This is a genomic window from Kerstersia sp. (assembly GCF_052103615.1).
GTDB lineage: Bacteria > Pseudomonadota > Gammaproteobacteria > Burkholderiales > Burkholderiaceae_B > Kerstersia.
Map to the genome: position 1 here is coordinate 1 of NZ_JBQEKA010000089.1, position 12,623 is coordinate 12,623.

At 60.7% G+C, this 12,623-nt stretch carries 12 protein-coding genes; all 12 read left to right on the top strand.

Annotated features, from left to right (window positions below):
• Window positions 1-13: 13 nt before the first annotated feature.
• On the top strand, window positions 14-1,396 hold the full coding sequence (gene der, locus ACTJGZ_RS13860; RefSeq protein WP_441663497.1) for a ribosome biogenesis GTPase Der: 1,383 nt from the start codon (window positions 14-16) through the stop codon (window positions 1,394-1,396).
• Complete coding sequence (hisC, locus tag ACTJGZ_RS13865; protein WP_441663498.1) at window positions 1,393-2,466, top strand: histidinol-phosphate transaminase; 1,074 nt, start codon at window positions 1,393-1,395, stop codon at window positions 2,464-2,466. The genes der and hisC overlap by 4 nt, the downstream gene beginning before the upstream one ends.
• Before the next feature lie 192 nt (window positions 2,467-2,658).
• The gene (hfq, locus tag ACTJGZ_RS13870; RefSeq protein ID WP_441663499.1) at window positions 2,659-2,898 is read left to right on the top strand and encodes an RNA chaperone Hfq; all 240 of its coding nucleotides are present in this window, start codon (window positions 2,659-2,661) and stop codon (window positions 2,896-2,898) included.
• Window positions 2,899-2,995: 97 nt separating this feature from the next.
• Window positions 2,996-4,102 (top strand): GTPase HflX, encoded by a 1,107-nt coding sequence (gene hflX / locus ACTJGZ_RS13875; protein ID WP_441663500.1) that lies wholly within the window; start codon window positions 2,996-2,998, stop codon window positions 4,100-4,102.
• Window positions 4,068-5,363, top strand: coding sequence for an FtsH protease activity modulator HflK (gene hflK, locus ACTJGZ_RS13880; RefSeq protein WP_441663501.1), 1,296 nt, complete (start codon window positions 4,068-4,070; stop codon window positions 5,361-5,363). The genes hflX and hflK overlap by 35 nt, the downstream gene beginning before the upstream one ends.
• Before the next feature lie 15 nt (window positions 5,364-5,378).
• On the top strand, window positions 5,379-6,254 hold the full coding sequence (gene hflC, locus ACTJGZ_RS13885) for a protease modulator HflC (protein ID WP_441663502.1): 876 nt from the start codon (window positions 5,379-5,381) through the stop codon (window positions 6,252-6,254).
• A gap of 573 nt (window positions 6,255-6,827) precedes the next feature.
• Complete coding sequence (locus ACTJGZ_RS13890) at window positions 6,828-9,743, top strand: monovalent cation/H+ antiporter subunit A (protein WP_441663503.1); 2,916 nt, start codon at window positions 6,828-6,830, stop codon at window positions 9,741-9,743.
• Window position 9,744: 1 nt separating this feature from the next.
• Window positions 9,745-10,089, top strand: coding sequence for a Na+/H+ antiporter subunit C (locus ACTJGZ_RS13895; protein WP_415834385.1), 345 nt, complete (start codon window positions 9,745-9,747; stop codon window positions 10,087-10,089).
• Window positions 10,086-11,708, top strand: a complete 1,623-nt coding sequence (locus ACTJGZ_RS13900; RefSeq protein ID WP_441663504.1) for a monovalent cation/H+ antiporter subunit D — start codon at window positions 10,086-10,088, stop codon at window positions 11,706-11,708. The genes ACTJGZ_RS13895 and ACTJGZ_RS13900 overlap by 4 nt, the downstream gene beginning before the upstream one ends.
• Window positions 11,705-12,196, top strand: coding sequence for a Na+/H+ antiporter subunit E (locus tag ACTJGZ_RS13905; RefSeq protein WP_441663505.1), 492 nt, complete (start codon window positions 11,705-11,707; stop codon window positions 12,194-12,196). The genes ACTJGZ_RS13900 and ACTJGZ_RS13905 overlap by 4 nt, the downstream gene beginning before the upstream one ends.
• The gene (locus ACTJGZ_RS13910) at window positions 12,193-12,474 is read left to right on the top strand and encodes a K+/H+ antiporter subunit F (protein WP_441663506.1); all 282 of its coding nucleotides are present in this window, start codon (window positions 12,193-12,195) and stop codon (window positions 12,472-12,474) included. Before ACTJGZ_RS13905 ends, ACTJGZ_RS13910 begins: the two co-directional genes overlap by 4 nt.
• A partial coding sequence (locus ACTJGZ_RS13915) for a monovalent cation/H(+) antiporter subunit G (RefSeq protein ID WP_441663507.1) occupies window positions 12,471-12,623 on the top strand: 153 nt, incomplete at its 3' end. The genes ACTJGZ_RS13910 and ACTJGZ_RS13915, both read left to right, overlap by 4 nt.

The following is a 12,623-nucleotide window of genomic DNA, read 5'->3' on the forward strand; positions in this document are numbered from 1 at the left end:
GAATTGATATAACGTGTCGTTCAAACCTGTCGTAGCCCTGGTCGGGCGCCCCAATGTTGGCAAATCGACCCTTTTCAATCGTCTGACGCGCTCGCGCGCCGCGTTGGTGGCCGATTTTTCCGGGCTGACCCGTGACCGCCACTATGGCGAGGGCCGCGTGGGGGATGTGCCGTTTCTGGTCGTTGATACCGGCGGCTTCGAACCGGTGGCCAAGGACGGCATTTTGCGCGAAATGGCGCAACAGACCCGTCAGGCCATCGCGGAGGCCGATATCGTCGTGTTTCTGGTGGATGCGCGGGCAGGCCTCAATGCGCATGACCAGGACATCGCCCGCCTGTTGCGCACCTGCACCCAGCACATTGTGCTGGCGGTGAACAAAGCCGAGGGCATGTCGGAAAACGCGGCAATTTCCGAGTTCCATGAGTTGGGGCTGGGGCATCCGCATGCCATTTCGTCCGCGCATGGCGATGGCGTGGTCGATCTGATTACGGACGCGCTGGAACCTTTCCGCGAAGCGGCCGAAGACGAAGCCCGCCTGCTGGCGGAAGAAGAGGCTGCCGGGGAAGGCGAGGGCGGCGCGGTGGCGCACCGAATCAAGCTGGCCATTGTCGGCCGGCCGAACGTGGGCAAATCCACGCTGATCAATACCTTGCTCGGCGAAGACCGCGTGATTGCCTTCGATATGCCGGGGACGACGCGCGACGCCATCGAGATTGAGTTCTCGCAGGGCGGCAAGGATTACACCCTGATCGACACGGCCGGCTTGCGCAAGCGCGGCAAGGTCTTCGAGGCCATCGAAAAATTCTCCGTCATCAAGACCTTGCAGGCCATCGAGGCCAGCAATGTGGTGGTCTTGATGATAGACGGCCAGCAGGAAGTGTCCGAGCAGGACGCCCATATTGCCGGGTTTGTGCTGGAAACCGGACGTGCGCTGGTCGTGGCCATCAATAAATGGGATGGCATGGATGAGGATCAGCGCGAACGCATTCAGCGCGAATTCGAACGCAAGCTGCGCTTCCTGGCGTTTGCCCGCATGCATACCATCTCTGCCTTGAAGGGGCAGGGCGTCAAGCCTCTGCTGAAGTCGGTCAATGCGGCCCACGCAGCGGCCTTTGCCAAGCTTTCCACGCCCAAGCTGACGCGTGAATTGCATGCCGCCGTGGAGCAGCAGCAACCGCCGCGCAAGGGGATTTTCCGTCCGAAGATGCGCTATGCGCACCAGGGCGGGCAGAATCCGCCGCTGATCGTGGTGCACGGCAGCGCGCTCGACGCCATTCCCGATTCCTACCGGCGTTATCTGGAAGCACGCTTTCGCGCTGCGTTCGATCTCGCCGGCACGCCGTTGCGGATTGAGTTCAAATCGTCCAATAATCCTTATGTCGAAGGCAAGCAATGAGCCGTTTCTGGAGCAGCAAAACGCGTGAGCTGAAGCCCTATGTGCCGGGCGAACAGCCGCGTGAGCAGCGTCTCATCAAGCTCAATACCAACGAACTGCCTTATGGCCCGTCGCCGCGCGCGCTGGCGGCCATGCGCGCTGCCTGTGATGACAGCCTGCGCCTGTACCCGGACCCTACCGGTCTCGCCTTGCGCCAGTCCATTGCTCAGGCGTATGCGCTGGATGCGGCCCAGGTTTTTGTGGGCAACGGGTCGGATGAAGTGCTGGCGCATGCCTTCCAGGCCTTGCTGCAGCAACCGGCGCCCTTGCGCTTTCCGGACATCACCTACAGTTTTTATCCGGTGTACTGCGGCCTGTATGGCATTCAGAGCGTGCGTGTGCCGCTGTCCGGCGATTTGCGTTTGCTGCCGCAGGACTATCAGGACAATGCCGGCCCGGTCATTTTTGCCAATCCCAATGCGCCGACAGGTATTCCCCTGCCGCTGTCCGAGGTTGAGGCGATCGTGGCAGCCAACCCGGACCACGTGGTTGTGATCGACGAGGCCTATGTGGATTTTGGCGGCGAATCAGCCGTGCCGCTGATTGGGCGCTATGACAACCTGCTGGTTGTCCATACGCTGTCCAAGTCGCGCGGCCTGGCCGGATTGCGGGTGGGCTATGCGATGGGTCATGCCGACCTGATCGACGGCATGACGCGTGTAAAGGATAGTTTCAATTCTTATCCGCTGGATCGCCTGGCCCTGGCCGGCGCGCAAGCGGCGATTGAAGATACCGCTTATCTGGCCCAGTGCTGCAGCCGCGTGGCGCAGACCCGCGAAAAAACGGTTGCTGCGTTGCGGGAGCTGGGGTTTGACGTGCTGCCTTCCGCGGCGAATTTCATCTTTGCGCGCCATCCTGGGCGCCATGCGGCCGAATTGGCCGGGGCATTGCGGCAGCGCCACATTATCGTGCGCCATTTCCAGCAGGCGCGCATAGAGCAGTTCTTGCGGATTTCCATCGGCACGGATGCGGAAATGGATGCCCTGTGCGTGGCACTCTCGGGCATACTCGCAGATCAGGGCGGTTGCTGATTGAAGATGCTGGAAACATTCGGGAAAACCCTGTAGAGTGTTATGTTTAATCCACGCATCTTTCATGATCGGGGTATTTCCGCCATGAAAACAATGAGGCAGGCATCGCGGGCGCTTGTCTCAAGACTGGCCCATGCTGCCAACTGCCTGGGTCAACGCCACTAAAACCAATAACATCAAGGAGCCTGGCCAATGAGCAACAAAGGGCAAACACTGCAAGATCCGTTTCTGAACGCACTGCGCAAAGAGCACGTGCCGGTTTCCATCTATCTCGTCAACGGCATCAAGCTGCAAGGCCAGATCGAATCCTTCGACCAGTACGTCGTCCTGCTGCGCAACACAGTGACGCAAATGGTTTACAAGCATGCTATTTCCACCGTTGTGCCTGCGCGCGCGGTGTCGTTCCAGATCGCGGAACAGGGTGCAGCCTGATTCTGGCTGGATATCCCATTTCATACAGGCCGGCAGGGGCTGCGCAGGCGCGCGGCGCTCTCCCGGCTGATCGGCAGGCCAGCCGGAAAGGAGGCCGATGCGCGCATTGATTATCAGCGTGGATCTCGGGTCACCCGACCATATTCCCCACGCGGAAGAATTCAAAATGCTGGCCGAAGGGGCCGGCGCGGAGATCGTGGATGTGCTCACGGTCAAACGTCAGCGGCCCGACGCCGCTTATTTCATCGGTACCGGCAAGCTTGAAGAGGCTGTTGCGCTGGCGAAAGCGCATGAAGCCGAAGTCATCCTGTTCGACCAGCCCTTATCGCCCGCGCAACAGCGCAACCTGGAACGCCAGATCGGCTTGCGGGTGGTGGATAGGGTCGCGCTGATTCTTGATATTTTCGCCTTGCGGGCGCAAAGCCACGAAGGCAAATTGCAGGTCGAGCTGGCGCAGCTGCAGCATTTGTCCACCCGTCTGACACGGCTCTGGACTCACCTGGAGCGTCAGCGCGGCGGCATCGGGATGCGCGGCCCCGGCGAATCGCAGCTGGAAATGGACCGCCGCATGATCGGCGACAAGGTCAAGGGTCTGCGCGAGCGCCTGGCCAAGGTGGAGCGCCAGCGCCGCACTCAGCGCCGGGCGCGTAACCGTGGCGTGCATCTGTCGGTCTCGCTGGTGGGCTACACCAACGCCGGAAAATCAACGCTGTTCAATGCCCTGACGCGCGCTGGCGCCTATGCGGCCGATCAGCTGTTCGCGACGCTGGATACGACGACGCGGCGCATCTGGATCGAAGGGGCCGGACAGGTAACGATTTCCGACACAGTCGGTTTCATACGCGATCTTCCGCCTACACTGATTGCGGCGTTCCGCGCTACGCTGGAAGAAACCGTCCATGCGGATCTGCTGTTGCACGTGGTGGACGCTTCCAGTCCGCAACGCGACGAGCAGATACTGGAAGTCGAAAAAGTATTGCAGGATATTGGCGCAGGAGACATACCCCGTATCCAGGTCTATAACAAAATCGACGTTGCAGGCCTGGCCTCGCGTGTCGATTATGATGTGCATGGTACGATTGCGCGAGTATTTGTCAGCGCCGCAGAGCGCATCGGTCTGGACGCGTTGCGCGGGGCAATAGCGCAGGCCGCCATTAATGCAGGGAACAATGTCAGCAATTTCCAAACTGTTCAATCTGAATGATCCCGGCTGGGGCCGGAACAACAAGCCGGGCGACAACAAGCGCCCTGGGCGTAACCAGGATGGTCCGCCGGATCTCGACGAGGTCTGGAAGGATTTCAACCAGCGTCTGGGCGGTCTGCTCGGCCGTAAGCGTTCGGGCGGCCAGGGCGGCGGCGGCGGTTCAGCCGGCGGCCCGTCTTCGCGCGGTTTCCGTGTTGGCGCTGGCGTGATTGCGCTGGTCGCTGCCGGTCTCTGGGCCGCCAGCGGCTTTTATATCGTGCAGGAAGGCCAGGTCGGCGTCGTGACGCAGTTTGGCAAATACAAATCGACATCTACGCCCGGTTTCCAATGGCGCATGCCGTATCCGTTCCAGAATCATGAACTGGTGAACGTCGCGCAACTGCGTACCTTTGAAGTGGGTTTCCGCGGCAATGCGCGTAACAAGGTTCTCCAGGAATCCTTGATTCTGACCGATGACGAGAACATCGTTGATGTTCAGTTCGTGGTTCAGTACCGCTTGCGCGGCGATGGCGCGCCGGATTACCTCTTCAAGATGCGTGATCCCGATGAAGCCGTGCGTCAGGCCTCTGAGGCCGCCATGCGTGAAATCGTTGGCCGCAAGCCGATGGACTTCGTCCTGTATGAAGGCCGTACTGAAGTCGCCGGTGAGGTTCAGAACCTGATGCAGCAGATCCTGGACCGCTATCACACGGGTATCCAGGTCAGCACGGTCGCCATCCAGAACGTGCAGCCGCCGGAACAGGTTCAGGCTGCCTTTGACGATGCCGTCAAGGCGGGTCAGGATCGCGAGCGCCAGATCAACGAAGGCCAGGCTTATGCCAACAAGGTTGTGCCGCTTGCCCGTGGTACGGCTTCGCGCATGATCGAGCAGGCCGAAGGTTATCGCGCCAAGGTGGTCGGTGATGCAGAGGGTGATGCCGCCCGCTTCCTGAGCATTCTGGACGAGTACCGCAAGGCGCCGGACGTCATGCGTGACCGCATGTACCTGGACACCATGCAATCCATTTATGGCAATGCCAGCAAGGTGCTGGTGGATACCAAGGATGGCAACAATATGATTTACCTGCCGCTCGACAAGCTGGTGTCGTCGGGCGCAGCGGGCCAGGCGGAAAACAATGCCGCTCAGGCGGGTGGTGCGGCAGCTCAGTCCCAGGTTCAGGGCAGGGATGCAGCCGGGCAAGGCGGGGCAAATACGGGCGCTGCCAGCGCAAGTCAGGCTGCGCAGCCCTATTCGCTGACACGCGACCGTCCCGTCCGCTAAGGAGCACCCAGCATCATGAAACGTTTTGCCGTCCCTTTTCTTATTGTCATCATGGCAGTCATCGCGCTGCTGTCGTCCTGCCTGTTCATTGTGCGCGAGCGGGATTACGCCATGGTGTTCGCGCTGGGTGAAATCAAGCGCGTCATCAGCGAGCCGGGCCTGTATTTCAAGCTGCCGCCGCCGTTCCAGAACGTGGTGACGCTGGATAAGCGTATTCTCACGATCGAAACCTCGGATTCCGAACGTATCCAGACTTCCGAGAAAAAGAACCTGTTGCTCAGTTCCTACGTCAAATGGAAGATCGCTGATCCGTTCCAATACTACGTGACGTTTGGCGGCAACGAGCGTGCTGCCCAGGAACGCCTGCAAGCGCAGATCCGTGATGCCCTGAACGCTTCCGTGAACATCCGCACCGTCAAGGATGTGGTGTCCAAGGAACGCGACAAAATCATGGATGAAGTGCGTACCAACGTGGCGCGCCGCGCTGAACCGCTGGGTGTCGAGATTGTGGACGTCCGTCTGAAGCGCCTGGAGTTCGCGCCGGAAATTTCGGAATCGGTGTTCCGCCGTATGGAAGCCGAGCGCACGCGCGCCGCCAACGAGCTGCGCTCCATCGGGGCGGCTGAAAGCGAGAAGATCCGCGCCGAAGCTGACCGCACGCATGAAGAAATCGTGGCCAAGGCTTATGCGCAGGCTCAGGGTGTAAAGGGTGAAGGCGATGCCGCTGCCGCGAATATCTATGCCGCGGCCTTCTCCAAGGACCCTGACTTCTACCGCTTCTACAAGAGCCTGGATGGCTATCGCTCGGCGTTCTCCGATCACAGCGATGTCATGGTGGTGGATCCTTCGTCGGAATTCTTCCGCTTCATGAAAGATCCCAAGGGCAAGTAAATGACGGCTGTCCGGGCGGGCGGAAATGCGTAAGCGCCGCCCCGTTCGGATGCCCCCCTGAAAAACGCGTGTCTGAGCGGCACGCGTTTTTTTATGGGCGGCCCGTCAGCGCTAGGGGCGGGCAGGTTTGCCGAGGATGGCCTGTTTTGTCCGTAGTCAGGGGCGGATGCCTGCAGGATGATGACATTTCAGTGTATTTCCTGAAAAAATGTTTATTGCATTGCAGCAATGGTGATTCAGCTCGTTTTCAGTCTGTCGCGCCGAAGCAAATCAGGTATTTCAAGGGCTGGCTGTACGGTCTTTCCTCAGCCGTTTATCCGGCTCAAGGCTGGCATGTTGCAGATGCACATTTTTTTGTGTAACAAGCCTGTGACGCTAGGGGGTAGAATGCTTTTCCATGGATTGTCCATACGTTTTTTCCCGGCGCCGCGGGGGCCACACCAGGAGAAGAAAACTGTCCAAGTTGCATGATGCAAGGCCTGTCGCGGTGCAGGCCTGTCGAGGTGGAGGCACCGGATACAGAGCCATCTGTGTCCGGCAGGTATGGCTCAAGGCGCTGGGGGGGCTGGCGTCATGAGGTTATTGCTGCTGCTGATATTGCCGTTTTTCGCGAGCCTGGTGGTTGCCAGGCTGCCGCGTGACGGCCGTAGCCGGGAATCCTGGGCGGCCGGTCTGGTGGCCGCTGCCGGGTTGTTGCTGACTCTGTCGCTCTATCCTGAAGTGACCAATGGCGGCGTGGTGTATTTCACGCTGGCCTGGGCGCCGACGCTGGGTCTGGATTTTGCGTTGCGCATGGACGGCCTGGCCTGGATGTTCTGCCTGATGGTGACGGGCATCGGTGTACTGGTCACCATGTACGCGCGTTATTACATGTCGCCGCAGGATCCAGTACCGCGATTTTTCGCCTTTCTGCTGGTCTTCATGGGCGCCATGCTGGGCGTCGTGCTGTCAGGCAACCTGATCCAGCTGGCGCTGTTCTGGGAACTGACCAGCCTGGCATCCTTCTTCCTGATTTCCTACTGGTATCACCGCGGCGATGCGCGCCAAGGCGCGCGCATGGCGCTGACGGTCACCGCCACCGGGGGGCTATGCCTGCTGGCGGGCGTGCTGCTGCTCGGGCATATTGTCGGCAGCTACGATCTCGATACGGTGCTGAAATCGGGCGCGCTGATCCGCGATAGCGCGCTGTATCTGCCGGCGCTGATTCTGGTGGCGCTGGGCGCACTGACCAAGAGCGCGCAGTTCCCCTTCCATTTCTGGCTGCCGCATGCCATGTCGGCACCCACGCCGGTATCCGCCTATTTGCACTCGGCCACCATGGTGAAGGCGGGGGTGTTCCTGCTGCTGCGCCTTTCTCCCGCCTTGTCGGGCACTGATGCCTGGTTCTGGCTGATTGGCGGCGCGGGTATGGTGACCTTGGTGCTGGGCGCCTATGCGGCTATCTTCCAGACCGACATGAAGGGTGTGCTGGCCTATTCAACCATCAGCCATCTGGGCTTGATCACGCTGATGCTGGGCATGGACAGCCCGCTGGCCACGGTCGCGGCTATTTTCCATATCCTGAACCACGCAACATTCAAGGCTTCGCTATTCATGGCGGTCGGGATCGTCGATCACGAAACCGGCACACGCGATATCCGCCGCCTGAATGGTTTACGGCATTGCATGCCGATCACCGCCACGCTTGCGACGGTGGCGGCAGCCGCCATGGCGGGGGTGCCGCTGCTGAACGGCTTCCTGTCCAAGGAAATGTTCTTTTCCGAAACACTCTTCCTGGAGCGCGCCGGGCTGTTCCATGTGGCCTTGCCGGTGGCGGCCACGGTGGCTGCCATGGGTAGCGTGATCTATTCGCTGCGCATGATTCACCAGGTCTTCTTCGGCCCCCTGGCGACGGATCTGCCCCGCACGCCGCATGAAGCGCCGCGCTGGATGCGGTTCCCTATCGAAATGCTGGTGCTGGGCTGTCTGGTGGTCGGTATCGTGCCTGCCTGGGCAGTTGGCCCCATGCTGCAATCGGCTGCCATTTCCGTGCTGGGCGATCATTTGCCTGCCTATAGCCTGGCGATCTGGCACGGTTTCAACATGCCGCTGGTCATGAGTATTCTGGCGCTGGTGGGCGGTGTGGCGGTGTATGTCGTCATGAATCGTCACCTGAAGGTCGGTGAGATCGACGGCACGCCGCTGATTTATGGTTTCGATGGCAAGCGCACCTATGAACACCTGAAGGCGAGCTTTACCGATGGCGCCGCGTGGTTGCTGCGTTATGTCAGCACGGATCGCCTGCAGCAGCAGATTCTCTGCATTCTGCTGGTGGCCCTGCTGGCGGGGGTGACGCCGTTCATGAAGGGCGAACGCATAGGCGCCTTGCCTGCCTGGCATGGCTTCGATCCGCTATTCGCGCTGATGTGGGCGTTTGGCGCCGCCTGCGCCGTGGGCGTGGCTTTCCAGGCCAAATATCACCGCCTGGCCGCGCTCATCATGCTGAGCGGCACGGGCCTGGTCACGGTGATGACCTTTGCCTGGCTGTCAGCCCCGGATCTGGCATTGACGCAGCTGGGGGTGGAAATCGTCACCACCGTTCTGATTCTGCTGGGCTTGCGCTGGCTGCCCATGCGGGTCGAACAGACTGGCGAGACGCCGCCCAATCAGGTCAAGGAACTGCTGACCAGCCTGCGGCGGCTGCGCGATCTGGCGATTGCCGTTCTGGTCGGCCTGGGCATGGCGGGCCTGGCGTATATCGTCATGACCCACAACCAGGGCTACACGCTATCGAACTTCTTTTTGCAGGCGGCCAAACCGCTGGGGCATGGCAATAACGTCGTGAACGTGATCCTGGTGGATTTCCGTGGCTTCGATACGCTGGGCGAGATCACGGTGCTGTGCGCCGTCGCCCTGACTGTCTATGCCTTGTTGCGGCGTTTCCGGCCCGCGATCGAAAGTCTGGGGCGCACCCGCCAGCAGGTGGACCCCTACGCTTACGGTAATCTCGATGCGCGGGATGGCGATCTGCCGCTTGATTACCTGATGGTGCCGGCAGTCGTCGGCCGCCTGCTGCTGCCCATGGCAGGCATGGTGTCCATCTATCTGTTGCTGCGCGGCCATAATCTGCCGGGCGGCGGTTTTGTCGGCGGCCTGGTCATGGCCATGGCCATCCTGCTGCAATACATGGTGGGCGGGACGGCCTGGGTCGAGTCACGCATGCGTTTGCGGCCTCAGCACTGGATTGGTGGCGGGTTGCTGCTGGCTGCCTTGACCGGCGCCTTGTCATGGCTGGCGGGCCGGCCCTTTATGGATTCCATGCTGGTGGAATTTACGGTGCCGCTGTTCGGCCATATCGCGCTGGGGACCGTGCTGCTGTTCGATATCGGCGTTTATATGCTGGTGGTGGGTGCCACCGTGCTGATGCTGGTCGCCTTGGCGCACCAGTCGGCGCGCAGTCAGCGGGCGCGTGCCGCCATGGCGGAAAACGAAGCTGGGGAGGGCGCTTGATATGGAATTGATCGTTGCGTTGGCCATAGGCGTCCTGACTGGCGCGGGTGTCTGGCTGCTGCTGCGGCCCCGGACATTCCAGACCATCATGGGGCTATCCTTGCTGTCTTATGCCGTCAACCTGTTCATTTTCGGTACCGGGAGCCTGAGCGTCGGCAAACCGCCGGTGCTGGACGGCGAAAAAGTGGCAGATATCGCCAATTATGCTGACCCGCTGCCGCAGGCGCTGGTACTGACGGCCATTGTCATTAGCTTTGCCATGACGGCGCTGTTTCTGGTGGTGTTGCTGGCAGCGCGCGGCTTGAGCGGTACCGATCACGTGGATGGCAAGGAGAGTGACTCGTGAGCGGCTTGTTGTCTCATTTGGTGATTCTGCCCATCCTGCTGCCCATGCTGGCAGGGGCGTCGATGCTGTTGCTGAACGACACCCGCAAGGCGGAGCGTCGCCGCATCAGCCTGATCTCGACGGTGCTGGTGCTGCTGGTGACACTGGCCATGCTGGCGCTCGCGGCGTTCCAGGGGCAAACCTGGGTACTGACCTACCGGCCGGCGGACTGGGCGCCGCCGTTCGGTATTGTGTTGGTCGCGGATCGTTTGTCCGTGCTCATGCTGGTGGTGACGGCAGCGTTGGCGCTGGCTTCCATGCTGTCCGCCTTGCAGCGCTGGGATAAGGCCGGGGTGCATTTCCATCCCTTGTTCCAGTTCCAGTTGATGGGGCTGAACGGGGCATTCCTGACCGGCGATATTTTCAACCTGTTCGTTTTCTTCGAAATCCTGCTGGCGGCATCCTATGGTTTGCTGCTGCACGGCTCGGGGCAGGCGCGGGTGAAGTCGGGCTTGCATTACATTGTCATCAACCTGGTCGGCTCCTCGTTGTTCCTGATCGGGGCGACCTTGATCTACGGCAGCGTCGGAACGTTGAATATGGCGGAACTGGCAACGCTGGCAGGCCGTCTGGATGACAAGGCCATGACAATGTTCCAGTCGGGAGCTGCCATCCTGGGCTGCGCGTTCTTGATCAAGGCCGCTGCATGGCCCATGAACTTTTGGCTGGTGCCCGCTTATATTGCGGCGGTACCGCCAGTCGGGGCCTTGTTTGCGATCATGACCAAAGTCGGCGCTTATGCCGTCTTGCGCCTGACCTCATTGCTGGCGTCGCAGGAAAGCCAGCAGGATTTCACTTCGTTCGCCAGTACGGAAGTCTTTGCCGTCGGCATTCTGACCATCGTGGTGGCGGGCGCGGGTTTGCTGGTGTCGCAGGATATGCGGCGCCAGGCTGCCTATAGCATTATTGTGTCCGCCGGCACGCTGCTGGCCTGCATAGGCTTCGGGAAAATGCAGATCATCGCGCCCGCCTTGTATTACCTGGTCAGCTCTACGTTCGCGGTAGGGGCGCTGTTCCTTCTGGTCGATCTGATTGAACGCAACCGCCCCTTTGGCGCTGATGTGCTGGCCTTGAGCCTGGAAGCATTTGGCGTGCCGGATGCCTCGCAGGCCGATACCGAACAGGCGGACACCGTAGTGGGCATTACCGTGCCAGCAGCGCTGGCCGTGCTGGGGGGCTGTTTCGTCTTCTGCGCGCTGATCGTCGCGGGCCTGCCGCCCTTGTCCGGCTTTATTGCCAAATTCGGCATGTTCGCGGCCGCCTTGGGCGAGGCGGGGACGACCGAGCCCGTGAGCGGGCGTGCCTGGGTCTTTATCGCGGTCGTGCTACTTTCCGGGCTGGCGGCAATCGTGTCGCTGTCACGCGTGGGCATCCGCACGTTCTGGGTGGTGGAACGCCAGCGCGTCCGTTTGAGCCTGATGGATATTGCGCCGGTGCTCTGGCTGTTGGGCCTGTGCGTGCTGATGGTGGTCTTTGCCGGGCCGGTGCTGGGCTACCTAGATGAAACCATGCAATATCTCTCGGTGCCCAATGGTTATACCGAGGCGGTTCTGGGCGTAGCGGCAGGAGGCGCGCAATGAAGAAATGGTTTCCTTCCTGGCCGGTCACCATCGTACTCTTCCTGATCTGGATTCTGCTGAATCAGAGCCTGGATGCCTCGACGCTGCTGATCGCCGCCGTACTGGGGTGGTTCGGCCCTTATATCACCCGGCGGCTGCGGCCCTTGCAGGCCAAGGCCAGACTGGTGCCAGTCATTGTGCCGCTGACGCTGCATATTTTGTGGGACATTTTCATCTCCAATCTGGCTGTGGCCGTCGTCATCCTGGGCGGGCAGGCGCGCCGCCAGCGTTCGGGCTTCATCCAGATTCCCCTGGATTTGCAGGATCCGCATGGGCAGTCCGTGCTGGCCGGGATTGTGACGGCGATTCCGGGCACTGTCTGCGCCGGTTTCAGCGATGATCGCCGGATGATGACGCTGCATGTGCTGGATTTGCGTGATGAGGGAGCCTGGATACGATTGATCAAGGCCCGTTACGAGCGTCCCCTCATGGAGATTTACGAATCATGAATCCGATATTGACCTGGGCGTCTTCGTTTGCCCTGCTGTGTTTTGCCGTGGGGCTGGGGCTGTGCATGATATGCATGATGCGCGGGCCGACTGCGCAGGATCGCGTTCTGGCGCTGGATGCCGCCTATATCAATGGCATGCTGATCCTGCTGGTGCAAGGGCTGCGAGCAGGCAGCAGCACGTATTTTGAAATTGCCTTGCTGATTGCCCTGTTCGGTTTTGTCAGTTCGGTGGCCATCGCGAAATTCCTGCTGCGCGGGGAGGTGATCGAGCCATGACGGAAACCGGACTCGGGACGGCAGTATCCCTATTGATCGCACTGCTGCTGGTGGCGGGCGGGCTGCTGGCATTGATCGGTTCCATCGGTTTGCTGCGGCTGCGCAATTTCTATCAGCGCCTGCACGCGCCGACCCTGGGAAATACCTTG

Bases quoted from the DNA above. Each gene is read 5' to 3' on its own strand.
- hisC (WP_441663498.1), top strand. From the start codon at position 1,393: ATGAGCCGTTTCTGGAGCAGCAAAACGCGTGAGCTGAAGCCCTATGTG.
- ACTJGZ_RS13905 (WP_441663505.1), top strand. From the start codon at position 11,705: ATGAAGAAATGGTTTCCTTCCTGGCCGGTCACCATCGTACTCTTCCTG.
- hflX (WP_441663500.1), top strand. From the start codon at position 2,996: ATGCGCGCATTGATTATCAGCGTGGATCTCGGGTCACCCGACCATATT.
- ACTJGZ_RS13910 (WP_441663506.1), top strand. From the start codon at position 12,193: ATGAATCCGATATTGACCTGGGCGTCTTCGTTTGCCCTGCTGTGTTTT.
- ACTJGZ_RS13895 (WP_415834385.1), top strand. From the start codon at position 9,745: ATGGAATTGATCGTTGCGTTGGCCATAGGCGTCCTGACTGGCGCGGGT.
- ACTJGZ_RS13890 (WP_441663503.1), top strand. From the start codon at position 6,828: ATGAGGTTATTGCTGCTGCTGATATTGCCGTTTTTCGCGAGCCTGGTG.
- hflK (WP_441663501.1), top strand. From the start codon at position 4,068: ATGTCAGCAATTTCCAAACTGTTCAATCTGAATGATCCCGGCTGGGGC.
- hflC (WP_441663502.1), top strand. From the start codon at position 5,379: ATGAAACGTTTTGCCGTCCCTTTTCTTATTGTCATCATGGCAGTCATC.
- hfq (WP_441663499.1), top strand. From the start codon at position 2,659: ATGAGCAACAAAGGGCAAACACTGCAAGATCCGTTTCTGAACGCACTG.